We start from the raw sequence: 15809 nt of genomic DNA, 5'->3' as shown, positions 1-15809 counted from the left end.
CCGAACCGTCCGCGCGGACCGGCGCCTCACCCGCGGTCGCTCTGCGGGACGTCAGTATGGCCTTCGGTGGGAAGACGGTCCTGGAGTCCGTCTCGCTGGACATCGCACCGGGCAGCGTGGTCGCGCTGCTCGGTGCGAACGGGGCCGGCAAGTCCACGCTCATCAAGATCCTGTCCGGCGTCCACACGGACCACGGCGGCCAGGTGAGTGTGGACGGCGAACCGGCGGCCCTCCAATCGCCGCTAGCTGCCCGGCAGTTGGGCATTCAGACGGTGCACCAGCGGATCAGTGAGGGCATCGTGCCCGGGCTCACCGTCGCCGAGAACCTGGTCTTCGAGGAGCTGGCCCAGGCACGCGGCAACCCGTTCCTGAACGGGCGCCGCGTGCTCGCCCGCGCCCGCGAGATCCAGTCGGCCCTCGACCTCGGCTGGAGCGACGCCCTGCTCAAGCGGGACGTCACCGAACTCGGCATCTCCGACCGCCAGTTGCTCATCCTGGCCCGTGCCCTGGCCACTCGCCCGAGGCTCCTGATCCTCGACGAACCGACGTCAGCGCTCTCCGCGGCGGAGGCGGAGCGCCTGTTCGCCCTGGTCGAGAAAATGCGCGACGACGGCATCGCGGTCCTGTACGTCTCCCACCGCCTCGGCGAGATCGACGTGCTGGCGGACCGGCTGGTCGTCCTTCGAGACGGCCGTCTCACCGAGGACCAGGTCAAGCCCTTCGACTGGGACAGCGCCCTGCGCGCCATGCTCGCCCAGGCCCAGGAGGCGACCACGGCCCGCCCCCGCGCCGAGTCCGCGCCCGGCGAGACCCTGTTGTCCCTGCGCGGCGTACGCCTCCTCGCCGGCCGTGCTCCCCAGGACCTGGACCTGCGCGCGGGTGAAGTCACCGGCGTCGTCGGCCTGTTGGGCGCGGGTAAGACGGAACTGGCCCGCGGCCTCTTCGGTGCGGAACCCTTCGTCACCGGAGCCGTGGAACTCGACGGCAAGCTGTACGCGCCCCGCCGCCCCGCCGACGCGATCCGGGCCGGCATCCACCTCGTCCCCGAGGACCGGCACGCCGACGCCCTGGTCCCCGGCTGGTCGCTCGCCCAGAACATCTCGCTGCCGTTCCTCAAGTCCTTCTCGACGGCCGGGCTGGTGAACCGTTCGAAGGAGGACGCCCTCGGCCGCGACACCATCGAGGCCCTCGGTGTCGTCGCCCGCGACGAGCACAGCACCGTCGAGGAGCTGTCCGGCGGCAACCAGCAGAAGGTCGTCGTCGGCCGCTGGCTCGCCGAACGCCCCCGTGTCCTCATCCTGGACGAACCGTTCCGAGGTGTGGACATCGGCGCCCGGCGCGACATCGGCCGCCGCGCCCGCGCCCTGGCCGCCGAGGGCGCCGCGGTCCTGGTCCTGTCCGCCGACGTCGACGAGGTCCTGGAGGTCGCCGACCGGGTCGTCGTCCTCGCGGCCGGCGAGATCCACCTCGACGCGTACGGCGAGGACGCGGAACGCGACCGAGTCATCCGGACCATCTCGGCGTCGGTCTGATGTCCGCCGCCGTTTCCTCCTCCCGCGCCCGCCCGTCGATGCCTGTCACCCCAGGAAGCACCCCATGACCACCACCCAGAGCGCCCCCGTGAAGACGGCGACCCCGTCCACGCTCGCCGCCGGTCCGCGCATCCAGAACGCGGTAATCAAGTACGGCTTCATCTTCGTCACCGTCACGCTCTTCGCGTACTTCGCGCTGAGCGAGCCGTCCTTCCGCGACTCCGCGACCCTCCTCGACACCCTGCGATATGTGTCCGTCGCCGCGATCCTCGGCCTCGGCGTCACGCTCACCATGGCGGTCGGCGGAATGGACATGTCCGTCGGCGCGGTGGCCGGGCTCGGCGTGACCGTCGCCGCGAAGACGATGGTCTCGTACAACCAGGTCGGCGTGGTCGCGATCGTCGCGGTGATAGTGGCGGGTGCCCTGGCCGGCCTCCTCAACGCCCTGCTCATCGTGGTCCTCAAGATCCCCGACATGCTGGCCACGCTGGGCACCATGTTCGTCATCCAGGGCACCAAACTCATCCTGGTCGACGGTCAGTCGATCACCCCGGGCATGACCCAGTCCGACGGTACGACGGCCCCCGGCAGATTCACCGACGGCTTCCTGCGCATCGACCGGGGCACCATCCTCGGCATCCCCGTCTCCGTGGTCATCTTCGGCGTCCTGACGGTCGTGGCCTGGATCTTCCTGGCCCGCACCCGCTGGGGCCGGGTGCTCTACGCGATCGGCGCCAACCCCGAGGCCTCCCGCCTGGCGGGCATCCGTGTGGGCGCCTACCGGGCCCTGGCGTACGTCCTCTCAGGCGTCCTCGCCTCGATCGGCGGCCTGATCCTGGCGGCGCGCATCGGCCAGGGAGACGTCTCCGCGGGCACCTCGCAACTCCTCGAAGCCGTCGCAGTCGCCCTGGTCGGCACCTCCGTCCTCGGCCGTGGCCGCCCGAACGTGTGGGGCACCGCCCTGGGCGCGGTCCTCATCGGCATCATCACCACCGGCCTGACCATCAAGGGCCTGCCGTACTACACACAGGACGTGGTCGAGGGCGCCGTCCTGATCCTCGCCCTCGTCTTCAGCTTCACCCTGTCCAAGCGCCGCACCGCATAAGGAAGTTCACGATGGGCTACCGCATCCTGGAGCCGGCCGACATCCCCGCGTACCTGCACGAGCGCGGCCACTGGCCCGACCCGTCGGACATCCAGGTCCGCGAGGTCTCCGACGGCAATATGAACCGTGTGTTCCTCGCCAGGTCCACCGACGGCACCCGCAGCCTGGCCGTCAAGCAGGCCCTGCCCTGGGTCCGGGTGGCGGGCCCGTCCTGGCCGATGAGCCCGGAGCGCGCCGACGCCGAGGCGAGGGCGTACGAGCAGGTCGCGAAGGTGGCCCCCGACAAGATCCCGGCGATCCTCGGGTACGACCCCGAGAACTACGCCCTCGTCATGGAGGACATGTCGGACCTGGAGGTCCTGCGCACCCTCCTCAACGAGGGAGCCTCGTACGGCCCGGACACCTCCGCCCGGATCGGCGAGTTCGTAGCCCAACTGACGTTCGCGACCAGCGACTTCGGCATGGCGTCGGCAGACCGCAAGGCCCTGCTGGCGGCCTCGGTGAGCCCGGAGCTGTGCAAGATCACCGAGGACGTAGTCCTCGCCGAGCCGTACATCGAGCACGAACACAACCACTGGCACGAGGACCTGGACGACCTCGCGAGGGAGTTCCGCGCCGACGCGAGGCTCCGCACGGAGGTCGCCGACCTCCGCCACACCTTCATGACGAGCGCCCAGGCACTCCTCCACGGCGACCTGCACACCGGCAGCGTCATGGTCGGCGAACGCGAAGGCGCCCCGGTGGTACGGGTCTTCGACCCCGAGTTCTCCTTCGTCGGCCCGATCGGCTACGACCTCGGCCTCTACTGGGCGAACGCCCTGGTCTCGGAGGAACGGGCACGCGCACTGGGCCTGTTGAGCGACCACGCCGACCAACTGGCCCTTTCCTGGGAGGCGTTCGAGGCCGAGTTCCGCGCGCTGTGGCCGACGAGGATCGACACCTTCTTCGACGACGCGTACCTCGACCGCTTCCTCCGCAGGATCTGGACGGAGGCGGTGGGCTACGCGGGCACGGAGATCATCCGCCGCATCATCGGCTTCGCCCACCTGACAGACCTGACGACTCTCCCGGACCCGGTCCCAGCATCCCGCAGGGCACTCCTGATCGGCCGCGAACTGATCCTCCGCCGCGATGAGTTGACCAACCCGAACGATGTAAGGACGGTAGCGGAGAGCCTTTAGGGGCGCGGGGCTGTGTTCAATTTGCGGCTCCGCCGCGTGGGCGCGACAAGCCACAACGGGCCCGCAGCCAAAACACAACGCAAAAGGGGGCGGCTCCATAAACAAGGAGCCGCCCCCTTTCACGCCGTACGCCTACTTCTTGTCGAGCAGATCCTGAACCTTCGCCCGGACGTCGTCCGTGGCAAGCCCCCGGATCGTCAAGGTGGTCCGACGGCGCAGCACGTCGTCCACCGTCTCCGCCCACTCACTGTCCCGCGCGTACACGACCTGCGCCCAGATCTCCGGCGCATCCGCATGCACCCGCTCACCCAGCTCAGGGTTCTCGTTCGCCAGCCGCGCGATGTCGAACGCCAGCGACCCGTAGTGCGTCGCAAGGTGCTTCGCCGTGTCGGCGGCCATGCGCGGACCCGGTGCCGGGCTGTCGACCAGCAACCGGTGCGCGACAGCGCGCGGGTTGGCGACACCGGGAAGCGGCAGGTGCTTCGGCAGGGACGAGACGGGCTCGAAGTCGTCGCCCAGCGGACGCCCGGGCAGCGTCTCCAGCTTCTCCATGACCGTACGGCCGATGTGCCGGAAGGTCGTCCACTTGCCGCCCGAGACGGACAGCATCCCGCCCTTGCCCTCGGTCACGACCGTCTCCCGCTTGGCCTTCGCCGTGTCACCGGGGCCACCCGGCAGCACGCGCAGACCGGCGAAGGAGTACGTGATCAGGTCACGGGACAGCTGCTGGTCACGGACGGAGAACGCGGCCTCGTCGAGGATCTGCTCCGTGTCCTTCTCGGTGACCGCGACGTCCGCCGGGTCGCCCTCGAACACCTCGTCGGTGGTGCCGAGCAGCAGCATGTCCTCCCAGGGGAGGGCGAAGGTGATGCGGTACTTGTCGATCGGGGTCGCCAGCGCGGCCTTCCACGGAGATGTCCGCTTCAGGACCAGGTGCGCGCCCTTCGACAGCCGGATGGACGGCGCCGCGTCCGGGTTCTCCATCTTGCGCAGGTGGTCGACCCAGGGGCCGGTCGCGTTGAGCACGAGCCGGGCGTTGACGCCGAAGTCGTCACCGGAGAGTCGGTCGCGCAGGTCGGCGCCGGTGACCCGGCCGTTGGTGAAGCGCAGCCCCGACACCTCGGAGTGGTTGAGCACGACCGCGCCCGCCTCGACGGCAGCGCGGACCGTCATCAGCGCCATGCGCGCGTCGTTCATCTGACCGTCGCCGTACACGGCCACGGCCTTGAGGTTCTCGGTGCGCAGCTCGGGCACGTCCTGCGCGGCCTTGGCCGGCGACAGCAGGTGGCCGACGCCGTCACCGAACGCGGACAGGGCGGAGTAGGCGAAGACGCCCGCCCCGAGCTTCGCCGCGCCGTGCGGCCCGCCCTTGTACACGGGGAGGTAGAACGTGAGCGGGTTCGCCAGGTGGGGAGCCACCTGACGGGACACCGCACGGCGCTCGAAGTGGTTCTCCGCGACCAGCTTCACCGCGCCGGTCTGCAGATAGCGCAGACCGCCGTGGAGAAGCTTGGAGGAAGCGGAGGAGGTGGCGCCGGCGAAGTCACCGGCGTCGACCAGAGCCACCCGCAGACCGGACTGCGCGGCATGCCAGGCCGTCGAGATGCCGAGGATGCCACCGCCGATCACGAGAAGGTCGTACGTCGCCTTGGAGAGCTGCTCCCGGGTCTCGGCACGGCTCGGGTTGGAGCCGTAGGCCGGGTGCGTACCGAGGGCAGGCACGGACTGCAGGGTGGACTGACTGGTCATGTGGGGTTCTTACTCCTCGACAGAGCTGTCTTCGAGCCAGCCCATGGACCGCTCGACGGCCTTGAGCCAGCTCTTGTACTCACGGTCGCGCTTCTCCGCGTCCATGTTGGGGGTCCACTCGGCGGCCCGGCGCCAGTTGGCGCGCAGGTCGTCGGTGTTGGTCCAGAAGCCGACGGCGAGACCGGCGGCGTAGGCGGCACCGAGGCAGGTCGTCTCGGCGACCATCGGGCGCACCACGGGGGCGTCCAGGAAGTCCGAGAGGGTCTGCATCAGCAGGTTGTTGGAGGTCATGCCGCCGTCGACCTTGAGGGCCGCGAGCTCGACGCCCGAGTCCTTGGTCATGGCGTCCGTGATCTCACGGGTCTGCCAGGCGGTCGCCTCCAGTACGGCGCGCGCGAGGTGCGCCTTGGTGACGTACCGGGTCAGGCCGGCGATCACACCGCGGGCGTCGGAGCGCCAGTACGGGGCGAACAGACCGGAGAAGGCCGGCACGAAGTAGGCGCCGCCGTTGTCCTCGACCGACGACGCGAGCGTCTCGATCTCGGCGGCGGTCGAGATCAGGCCCATCTGGTCGCGCATCCACTGCACCAGCGAACCGGTGACCGCGATCGAGCCCTCGAGGGCGTAGACCGGGGCCTGGTCGCCGATGCGGTAGCCGACCGTGGTCAGCAGGCCGCTGTAGGAGTTGATGATCTTGTCGCCGGTGTTCATCAGCATGAACGTGCCGGTGCCGTACGTCGACTTGGCCTCGCCCTCGGCGAAACAGGTCTGGCCGAACAGGGCCGCCTGCTGGTCACCGAGCGCGGAGGCGACCGGAATGCCGCCGAGCAGGTCGCCCAGCTTGCCGCCGGTGACCTCGCCGTAGACCTCGGCGGAGGAGCGGATCTCCGGGAGCATCGACAGCGGGACGCCGATCGACTCGGCGATCTTCGGGTCCCACTCCAGCGTGTGCAGGTTCATCAGCATGGTGCGGGAGGCGTTGGTGACGTCGGTGTAGTGCTTGCCGCCGTTGACACCGCCCGTCAGATTCCAGATGACCCAGCTGTCCATGGTGCCGAAGAGGATGTCCCCGGCGTCGGCACGTGCGCGGAGGCCCTCGACGTTGTCGAGCAGCCAGCGGGCCTTGGGGCCGGCGAAGTACGAGGCCAGCGGCAGGCCGGTCTCACGGCGGAAACGATCCTGCCCGACATTGCGACCCAGCTCCTTGCAGAGCGTGTCGGTACGGGTGTCCTGCCAGACGATGGCGTTGTGGACGGGCTCACCGGTGTTCTTGTCCCACAGCAGCGTCGTCTCGCGCTGGTTGGTGATGCCGATGGCCTTGATGTCGTCGCGGGTGATGTTCGCCTTGGAGATGGCTCCGGCGACGACCTCCTCGACGTTCGTCCAGATCTCGGTGGCGTCGTGCTCCACCCAGCCCGGCTTCGGGAAGATCTGCTCGTGCTCCTTCTGGTCGACGGAGACGATCCGGCCGTCCCGGTCGAAGACGATGCAGCGGCTGGAGGTGGTGCCCTGGTCGATGGCCGCGATGAACGGGCCGGCGGTGTGCGCGTCGTCGGTCACTGTGTGCTCCTGAGAGGTCCGTGGGTGAGGGACTGGCTTACGGCGTTGCTGCTCAAGGCTGCGTTGATTGTGCTGGCTGCTCTAAGCAAAAGCGACGTTGTAGATGCCCGCAGCGATGGCGCCGCCGATCAGCGGACCGATCACCGGGATCCAGGCGTAGGACCAGTCGGAGCCGCCCTTGTTGGGCAGGGGCAGGAGTGCGTGCACGATGCGCGGACCGAGGTCACGGGCCGGGTTGATCGCGTAGCCGGTCGGGCCGCCGAGGGACAGACCGATGGAGACGACGACGAGAGAGGTGATCAGGGCACCCAGGACACCGAGGCCCTTGCCGCTGTCGTTGAGGCCCTGCGTGAGGACGGCGAGCACCAGCACGACCGTGCCGATGACCTCGGTGGCGATGTTCTGCCAGGCGACGCGGATCTCGGGGCCGGTGGAGAAGATTCCCAGGACCGGACCGGCCCCCTTCTCCTGTGCCTCGACGGCCTTGGTCTGCGGCTTGCCGACGATCTCCTCGTCGGTCAGGTGCGCGAGGAACTGGCCGTAGTAGACGATCCAGACCAGAGCCGCACCGATCATGGCGCCGAGCAGCTGCCCGCCCCAGTAGATCGGGACGTCACTCCAGTCGATGCCGTCCTTCTTGAGCGCGAGCGCGAGGGTCACGGCCGGGTTGAGATGGGCGCCGGAGAGCGGCGCCGAGGTGTATACGGCCGTCAGTACGGCGAAACCCCACCCGAAGGTGATGGCGAGCCAGCCGGCGTTGCGGGCCTTGGAGGCCTTCAGCGTGACGGCGGCACAGACGCCGCCGCCGAGCAGGATGAGTATGGCGGTACCTATGGTCTCGCCGATGAAGATGTCGGAGCTGGACACCCGCGACTCCTTTGTCCTTCGTTCCAGGGGGAGAGCTGCCGGCCCTTGGCGTCGTGACACTCTAACGCCTATTGCCGGTCAGTGTTCGACAATGTCGACCGATGGACGGGAGTCTTGCCGTGGTGTTACAGGCACGTCAAGAGCTCTGTTATCGAAAACACGATCGTTATTGATTGCTGTGAGCTATCGATCTTGAGTCGGTCGCAACCCGCGTCCGCCCGCACACGCCCCGCACACGAAAAGACCGGAACATCCAAGATGTCCCGGCCGCTTTGGTGAGAAGGTTCAGATTTCGTACGAGGGCTCAGAACCGCCCGGCGCCCAGGTCCCGTGACACCGCGCGGGCGCAGTCCCGCACCGCCGCGATCAGCTCCGGGCGCAGCTCGCCCTCCCGGCGGAGCCGTTCCACGGCGCCGGTGACGGCCACCGCGCCGACCGGCATCCGCCGCCGGTCGTGGATGGGCGCGGCGATGGACGCGATGCCCTCCCAGGTCTCCTCGACGTCGGCCGCGTACCCGCGCGCGCGGGTGAGGTCCAGAACGCCCTCGAAGCCCTCCAGGTCGCTGATCGTCCGGTCGGTGAACGGCTTGCGCTCGGCCTCCAGGACCTCGCTGTGCGCGACCGGGTCGTAGGCCGACAGCACCTTGCCCAGGGCTGTGGAGTGCAGGGGCTGCATGGCCCCGACCTCCAGCACCTGCCGGCTGTCGTCGGGGCGGAAGACGTGGTGAACGATCAGCACGCCCCGTTGGTGCAGGACGCCCAGGTGGACGCTCTCGCCGCTGGAGCGGGCCAGGTCGTCGGTCCACACCAGGGCACGCGCGCGCAGCTCGTGGACGTCCAGATAGGTGGTGCCCAGACGCAGCAGTTCGGCGCCCAGCTGATAGCGCCCGGACGCGGCCTCCTGCTCGACGAAGCCCTCGTGCTGGAGGGTGCGCAGGATGCCGTGGGCGGTGCCTTTGGCGAGGCCGAGGGACGAGGCGATGTCCGAGAGGCCGAGCCGACGCTCGCCGCCCGCGAGGAGCCGCAGCATCGCCGCCGCCCGTTCGAGCGACTGGATGTTCCGTGCCATCGCCGTCCTGCCTCCGTCCCCTTCGACCGCCCGCACCCGGCGCTCGCTGCCGCCGTTCGGCAATGTCGAACACTACCGGTCCATGTCGACCACCCGCCAATGGCTCGTCGACACCTGTTACATCCCGCGTACATCCGGGTGGATCCACTGCGTACACCAGGTGGCTTTCGGCCACGGCACACACGCCACGAAGGTCCGTCCCGTGGACGCCCTGACCATACGGCCCCGCAGCGGGCTACCCTGGCCGCGTGCGCCTTCTCCAAAGAAGCCGCAAAGCCGACAGCCGTCGCACTCCAGGGAGCCCTTACATGGCCGCCTCGCCGTCCGCCCCTTCCAACGACAGCAGGACCCGTGTGTCCGCCCTCCGGGACGCACTCGCCACCCGAGTGGTGGTGGCCGACGGTGCGATGGGCACCATGCTGCAGGCGCAGGACCCCACGCTCGAGGACTTCGAGAACCTCGAAGGCTGCAACGAGATCCTGAACGTCACCCGCCCCGACATCGTCCGCACCGTGCACGAGGCGTACTTCTCGGTGGGCGTGGACTGCGTCGAGACGAACACCTTCGGCGCGAACCACACGGCCGCGGCCGAGTACGACATCGCCGAGCGCGTGTACGAGCTGTCCGAGTCCGGTGCCCGCATCGCCCGCGAGACCGCCGACGAGTTCGGCGCCCGCGACGGCCGCCAGCGCTGGGTCCTCGGCTCGATCGGTCCCGGCACCAAGCTGCCGTCCCTGGGGCACATCGACTACCTCACCCTCCGCGACGGCTTCCAGGCGAACGCCGAGGGACTCCTGGCCGGCGGCGCCGATGCCCTGATCGTGGAGACCACGCAGGACCTCCTCCAGACGAAGTCGTCGATCGTGGGCGCCCGCCGCGCCATGGAGGCCACCGGCCTCGACGTACCCCTGCTGGTCTCGATGGCCTTCGAGACGACCGGCACGATGCTCCTCGGCTCGGAGATCGGCGCAGCGCTGACCGCGCTCGAACCGCTCGGCATCGACATGATCGGCCTGAACTGCTCGACCGGCCCCGCCGAGATGAGCGAGCACCTGCGCTATCTGTCCCGCCACTCGCGCACCCCGCTGCTCTGCATGCCCAACGCGGGCCTGCCGATCCTCACCAAGGACGGCGCCCACTTCCCGCTCGACCCCGAGGGACTGGCGGACGCCCAGGACACCTTCGTGCACGACTACGGACTGAACCTGGTCGGCGGCTGTTGCGGTACCACCCCGGAGCACCTGCGAAAGCTCGTGGAGCGCGTGCGCAGTGCCACGCCCGTCGAGCGCCGCCCCCAGCCCGAGCCCGGCGCCGCCTCGCTCTACCAGACAGTCCCGTTCCGCCAGGACACCGCCTACATGGCGATCGGCGAGCGCACCAACGCCAACGGCTCCAAGAAGTTCCGCGAGGCCATGCTCGACGGCCGCTGGGACGACTGCGTCGAGATGGCCCGCGACCAGATCCGCGAGGGCGCGCACATGCTCGACCTCTGCGTGGACTACGTCGGCCGCGACGGCGTCGCCGACATGGAGGAGCTCGCGGGCCGCTTCGCCACCGCCTCCACGCTGCCGATCGTGCTCGACTCCACCGAGGTTCCCGTCCTGCGGGCAGGCCTGGAGAAGCTCGGCGGCCGGGCCGTCATCAACTCGGTGAACTACGAGGACGGCGACGGACCGGAGTCCCGCTTCGCCAAGGTCACCAAGCTGGCCCAGGAGCACGGCGCCGCGCTCATCGCGCTCACCATCGACGAGGAGGGCCAGGCCCGCACCGTCGAGCACAAGGTCGCCATCGCCGAGCGCCTGATCGAGGACCTGACGACGAACTGGGGGATCCACGAGTCGGACATCCTCATCGACACCCTCACCTTCACCATCTGCACCGGCCAGGAGGAGTCCCGCAAGGACGGCATCGCCACGATCGAGTCGATCCGCGAGCTCAAGCGCCGCCACCCGGACGTACAGACCACCCTCGGCCTGTCGAACATCTCCTTCGGCCTGAACCCGGCCGCCCGTATCCTGCTGAACTCCGTCTTCCTCGACGAGTGTGTCAAGGCCGGTCTGGACTCGGCGATCGTCCACGCCTCGAAGATCCTCCCCATCGCCCGCTTCAGCGACGAGGAGGTGGCCACCGCCCTCGACCTGATCCACGACCGGCGGGCCGAGGGCTACGACCCGCTGCAGAAGCTGATGGCCCTCTTCGAGGGCGTCAACACCAAGTCGATGAAGGACGGCCGCGCCGAGGAACTCCTCGCGCTCCCGCTGGACGAGCGACTGCAGCGCCGCATCATCGACGGCGAGAAGAACGGCCTGGAGGCCGACCTCGACGAGGCACTGACGACCCGCCCCGCCCTCGACATCGTCAACGACACCCTCCTGGAGGGCATGAAGGTCGTCGGCGAGCTCTTCGGCTCCGGCCAGATGCAGCTCCCGTTCGTCCTGCAGTCCGCCGAGGTGATGAAGACGGCGGTCGCCCATCTCGAACCGCACATGGAGAAGACGGACGACGACGGCAAGGGCACCATCGTGCTCGCCACGGTCCGCGGCGACGTCCATGACATCGGCAAGAACCTCGTCGACATCATCCTCACCAACAACGGCTACAACGTCGTCAACATCGGCATCAAGCAGCCGGTCTCCGCGATCCTCGAAGCCGCGCAGGAGCACAAGGCCGACGTCATCGGCATGTCCGGACTCCTGGTCAAGTCCACGGTGATCATGAAGGAGAACCTCCAGGAGCTCAACCAGCGCAAACTGGCCGCCGACTACCCGGTGATCCTCGGCGGCGCGGCCCTCACCCGCGCCTACGTCGAGCAGGACCTGCACGAGATCTACGAGGGCGAGGTCCGATACGCCCGCGACGCCTTCGAGGGCCTGCGCCTGATGGACGCCCTGATCGGCGTCAAGCGCGGCGTCCCCGGCGCCAAGCTGCCCGAGCTCAAGCAGCGCCGCGTCCGCGCCACCACAGCCGCCGCAGAGGTCGAGGAACGCCCCGAGGAAGGCCACGTCCGCTCCGACGTCGCCATCGACAACCCCGTCCCCACCCCACCCTTCCGGGGCACCCGCGTGATCAAGGGCATCCAGCTCAAGGAGTACGCGAGCTGGCTCGACGAGGGCGCCCTCTTCAAGGGCCAGTGGGGCCTCAAGCAGGCCCGCACCGGCGACGGCCCGACCTACGAGGAACTGGCCGAGACCGAGGGCCGCCCTCGGCTGCGCGGCCTCCTGGACAAGCTCCAGACGGAGAGCCTGCTGGAGGCGGCCGTCGTCTACGGCTACTTCCCGTGCGTCTCCAAGGACGACGACCTGATCATCCTCGACGACGAGGGCAACGAGCGCACGCGCTTCACGTTCCCGCGCCAGCGCCGTGGCCGCCGCCTGTGTCTGGCCGACTTCTTCCGCCCGGAGGAGTCCGGCGAGACGGACGTGGTCGGCCTCCAGATCGTCACCGTCGGCAACCGGATCGGCGAGGAGACCGCCAAGCTCTTCGAGTCGAACTCCTACCGCGACTACCTCGAACTGCACGGCCTGTCCGTCCAGTTGGCCGAGGCCCTCGCCGAGTACTGGCACGCACGCGTCCGCTCCGAACTGGGCTTCGCCGGCGAGGACCCCGCCGACGTCGAGGACATGTTCGCCCTCAAGTACCGGGGAGCCCGTTTCTCCCTCGGCTACGGCGCCTGCCCCGACCTGGAGGACCGCGCCAAGATTGCCGACCTCCTCGAGCCCGAGCGCATCGGCGTCCACCTCTCCGAGGAGTTCCAGCTCCACCCCGAACAGTCCACCGACGCCATCGTCATCCACCACCCCGAGGCGAAGTACTTCAACGCCCGCTGAGCTTCCAGCGCACGTTGATCGGACAAGACGTACACTTGACGGTCCACCGCAGGCCGGTTGCCCTCTGTGCACTCAGGGGCAACCGGCCTGATCGTCCCTCAAGGAGGTGCGCCAGGATGACCAGCACGATCCCCGCGCTCGGCACCCGTTCGGCCGAAGGCTCAGCACTGCAGGCCGTACTCCTCGACATGGACGGCACCCTGGTGGACACCGAGGGCTTCTGGTGGGACGTCGAGGTCGAGATCTTCGCCGGCCTCGGGCACGCCCTCGACGACTCCTGGCGGCACGTCGTGGTCGGCGGCCCCATGACCCGCAGCGCCGGGTTCCTCATCGAGGCCACCGGCGCCGACATCACCTTCGCCGAACTCTCGGTCCTGCTCAACGACGGCTTCGAGGACCGGATCGGCCACGCCCTGCCCCTGATGCCGGGCGCCGCCCGTCTCCTCGCCGAACTCTCCGCGCACGAGATCCCGACGGCCCTCGTCTCCGCCTCGCACCGCCGGATCATCGACCGCGTCCTGGCCTCCCTGGGCCCGCAGCACTTCGCCCTGAGCATCGCGGGCGACGAGGTGGAGCGTACGAAGCCCTACCCCGACCCCTATCTGATCGCCGCCGCCCGACTCGGCGCCGACCCGGTGAGATGCGCCGTCGTCGAGGACACGGCCACCGGGGTCGCGGCTGCCGAGGCCGCCGGCTGCCATGTCGTGGCCGTGCCGTCGGTCGCGCCCATCGCCCCCGGTGCACGCCGCACGATCGTGACCTCGCTGGAAGAAGTCGACCTGCCCTTTCTGCACGGCCTGATGAGGAACGGCTGACGGGCGAACGGATGATTACGGAAATGCGCTGACGCGTTTACCGAGTGTGCCCGATCGAATGCGGGATAACGCGCGGATGAACGGGCAGGCCATCAAATGAGAATTGCGACCCCTTGTTGATCTCTGTCGACGGTGAATTCACGTAAGTGCCGCCACTTCCGAGTGTGTGAGGTTCGCCACGCGACAGGGGCTCGACAAACGACAAGTGCCGTGTACATGCACCTCGTTCGGGGACTCGCGGCATGCCCTTGTGTCCCGTTTGGGGGGAGCCTGCGCGGAATCCTTCCCCTGTCGGTTTTTTCGGTGCGTCCACACCCGGTTCCGCAGCGTGATGAACCCCCAACTCCGGCTGCATGCGGGCCCCTCCGCGGTCCGGACTAATCTCGTTGGGAGAACATCGCCACAATCCCTTGCCCGCGCGCACCACCCCACGCCCGCCGGGTCCCTGGGATCGACAGCCTGGAGAACCCCGAGCATGAACCGCAAGACTTTGGTGCTGCCGACAGTGGTCGGCCTGCTCGCTCCGGTGCTGGCCGCCTGCGGCGGAGTGGACGGCGGGAGCAGCAGCGGCGACGCGATCGTCGTCGGCACCACGGACCGGTTCACCGCCTCGAAGGAGGCCCCGGCGCCGATCGACCCGGCCTACGCCTACGACGTCGGCACCTGGAACATCCTGCGCCAGACCGTGCAGACCCTCATGGTCCAGCCGCGCGGCGACGGCGAACCGGTGCCCGAGGCCGCCGAGAAGTGCGGGTTCACGGACAGCGGCAACGAGCGCTACGTCTGCATGCTGCGCAAGGACCTCAAGTTCTCCAACGGCGAGGCCGTCAAGGCGTCCGACGTGAAGTTCTCCATCGACCGGGCCCTGCGGATCCAGGCCGACAGCGGTGTGTTCGCCCTGCTGTCCACGATCGACACCGTCGAGACCCAGGGCGACCGCGAGGTCATCTTCCACCTCAAGACCGCCGACGCCACCTTCCCGTTCAAGCTGTCCACCCCGGTCGCCGGCATCGTCAACCCGGACGACTACGACAAGGACAAGCTGCGGGACGGCTTCGACGTCGACGGCTCCGGCCCGTACACGCTCCACGCCGAGGTCAAGAACGACGAACTCGTCAAGGCCGTCTTCACCAAGAACTCGTATTACAAGGGGCAGTTGACGCCCAAGAACGACAAGGTCGAAATGCGTTCCTTCGAGGACGCCGCCGCCATGGGCACCGCGCTCTCCAAGGGCGACATCGACCTGATGACCCGCGCGATGTCGCCCGAGCAGATCAGAAAGCTCGACGACGACTCGACCGGAGACATCGACCTCGTCGAGATGCCCGGTCTCGAAATCCGCTACCTCGCCTTCAACACCGACGCTCCGACGGTGAAGACGAAAGCGGTCCGCCAGGCGATGGCCCAGATCATCAATCGCCCCGAACTTGTCTCCAAGGTGTACGGCGACGAGGCCCAGCCGCTCTACTCGCTGGTCCCGGCCACCATCACCGGCCACTCGAACTCCTTCTTCAACAAGTACGGCGACCCGAGCGACGTCAAGGCCAAAACCCTGATGGAGAGCGCCGGCATCACCACCCCGGTGAAACTGACCCTGCACTACACGACCGACCACTACGGCTCGGCCACCAAGCAGGAGTTCGAGGAACTGCAGAAGCAGCTCAACGCCGGTGGACTGTTCAAGGTCACCATCAAGGGCGCCCCCTGGGCCACCTTCCGCCCGGCCGAGAAGGAAGGCGAGTACGACGTCTACGGGATGGGCTGGTTCCCCGACTTCCCCGACGCCGACAACTACCTCGCGCCGTTCCTCGACAAGGACAACTTCCTCAACCTGCCGTACGACAACGCCCGGATCCGCGACAGTCTGATCCCCGAGTCCCGTCGCGAGGCCGACCGCCTGACGGCCTCCACGAGCCTCACGGACATCCAGGACATCGTGGCCGACGACGTACCCGTGCTGCCGCTGTGGCAGGGCAACCAGTACATTGCCGCACGCGACGGCATCACCGGCGCGGAGTGGGCCCTCAACTCCTCGTCCACGCTCCAGCTCTGGGAGCTCGGCCGCGGTGTGAGCAACTGACCCGCACACCCGTCCGACGCGTAC

At 68.6% G+C, this 15809-nt stretch carries 10 protein-coding genes; 6 read left to right on the top strand and 4 right to left on the bottom strand.

Annotated features, from left to right (window positions below):
• Positions 1–56: 56 nt before the first annotated feature.
• The 3 genes from G3I56_RS11375 to mtnK all read left to right on the top strand — a co-directional run bounded on the left by G3I56_RS11375 (position 57) and on the right by mtnK (position 3818).
• Positions 57–1532, top strand: coding sequence for a sugar ABC transporter ATP-binding protein (locus G3I56_RS11375; protein WP_164408780.1), 1476 nt, complete (start codon positions 57–59; stop codon positions 1530–1532).
• 64 nt (positions 1533–1596) lie between these two features.
• Positions 1597–2637 carry an ABC transporter permease gene (locus G3I56_RS11370; protein WP_164408779.1) on the top strand — a complete coding sequence of 347 codons (1041 nt, stop codon included), beginning with the start codon at positions 1597–1599 and terminating at the stop codon, positions 2635–2637.
• Between the two features lie 11 nt (positions 2638–2648).
• Positions 2649–3818, top strand: coding sequence for an S-methyl-5-thioribose kinase (gene mtnK, locus G3I56_RS11365; protein WP_164408778.1), 1170 nt, complete (start codon positions 2649–2651; stop codon positions 3816–3818).
• A 132-nt stretch (positions 3819–3950) separates the two neighbouring features.
• On the opposite strand, the gene G3I56_RS11360 is transcribed toward mtnK, so the two are convergent.
• The 4 genes from G3I56_RS11360 to G3I56_RS11345 all read right to left on the bottom strand — a co-directional run bounded on the left by G3I56_RS11360 (position 3951) and on the right by G3I56_RS11345 (position 9063).
• Entirely contained in the window at positions 3951–5567 is a 1617-nt protein-coding gene (locus G3I56_RS11360; protein ID WP_164408777.1) for a glycerol-3-phosphate dehydrogenase/oxidase, read from the bottom strand.
• A 9-nt stretch (positions 5568–5576) separates the two neighbouring features.
• Positions 5577–7127, bottom strand: a complete 1551-nt coding sequence (glpK, locus tag G3I56_RS11355) for a glycerol kinase GlpK (protein WP_164408776.1) — start codon at positions 7125–7127, stop codon at positions 5577–5579.
• Between the two features lie 81 nt (positions 7128–7208).
• The gene (locus G3I56_RS11350; protein ID WP_164408775.1) at positions 7209–7994 is read right to left on the bottom strand and encodes an MIP/aquaporin family protein; all 786 of its coding nucleotides are present in this window, start codon (positions 7992–7994) and stop codon (positions 7209–7211) included.
• Positions 7995–8298: 304 nt separating this feature from the next.
• Positions 8299–9063, bottom strand: a complete 765-nt coding sequence (locus G3I56_RS11345) for an IclR family transcriptional regulator (RefSeq protein ID WP_164408774.1) — start codon at positions 9061–9063, stop codon at positions 8299–8301.
• A 308-nt stretch (positions 9064–9371) separates the two neighbouring features.
• On the opposite strand from G3I56_RS11345, the gene metH reads away from it, so the two are divergent.
• From metH to G3I56_RS11330, 3 genes are all read left to right on the top strand, one after another.
• Entirely contained in the window at positions 9372–12890 is a 3519-nt protein-coding gene (metH, locus tag G3I56_RS11340; protein WP_164408773.1) for a methionine synthase, read from the top strand.
• 116 nt (positions 12891–13006) lie between these two features.
• Positions 13007–13705: an HAD family phosphatase gene (locus tag G3I56_RS11335; RefSeq protein ID WP_164408772.1), complete on the top strand. Its 699-nt coding sequence runs from the start codon at positions 13007–13009 to the stop codon at positions 13703–13705.
• A 475-nt stretch (positions 13706–14180) separates the two neighbouring features.
• Positions 14181–15785 carry an ABC transporter substrate-binding protein gene (locus G3I56_RS11330; protein ID WP_164408771.1) on the top strand — a complete coding sequence of 535 codons (1605 nt, stop codon included), beginning with the start codon at positions 14181–14183 and terminating at the stop codon, positions 15783–15785.
• Positions 15786–15809: the final 24 nt, after the last annotated feature.

The organism is Streptomyces sp. SID12488, assembly GCF_010548275.1.
GTDB lineage: Bacteria > Actinomycetota > Actinomycetes > Streptomycetales > Streptomycetaceae > Streptomyces.
The sequence above is the reverse complement of the archived record's forward strand: the minus strand, read 5'-3'. Positions and strand labels throughout refer to the sequence as shown.

Bases quoted from the DNA above. Each gene is read 5' to 3' on its own strand.
- mtnK (WP_164408778.1), top strand. From the start codon at position 2,649: ATGGGCTACCGCATCCTGGAGCCGGCCGACATCCCCGCGTACCTGCAC.
- G3I56_RS11335 (WP_164408772.1), top strand. From the start codon at position 13,007: ATGACCAGCACGATCCCCGCGCTCGGCACCCGTTCGGCCGAAGGCTCA.
- G3I56_RS11375 (WP_164408780.1), top strand. From the start codon at position 57: ATGGCCTTCGGTGGGAAGACGGTCCTGGAGTCCGTCTCGCTGGACATC.
- G3I56_RS11360 (WP_164408777.1), bottom strand. From the start codon at position 5,567: ATGACCAGTCAGTCCACCCTGCAGTCCGTGCCTGCCCTCGGTACGCAC.
- G3I56_RS11370 (WP_164408779.1), top strand. From the start codon at position 1,597: ATGACCACCACCCAGAGCGCCCCCGTGAAGACGGCGACCCCGTCCACG.
- G3I56_RS11330 (WP_164408771.1), top strand. From the start codon at position 14,181: ATGAACCGCAAGACTTTGGTGCTGCCGACAGTGGTCGGCCTGCTCGCT.
- G3I56_RS11345 (WP_164408774.1), bottom strand. From the start codon at position 9,063: ATGGCACGGAACATCCAGTCGCTCGAACGGGCGGCGGCGATGCTGCGG.
- metH (WP_164408773.1), top strand. From the start codon at position 9,372: ATGGCCGCCTCGCCGTCCGCCCCTTCCAACGACAGCAGGACCCGTGTG.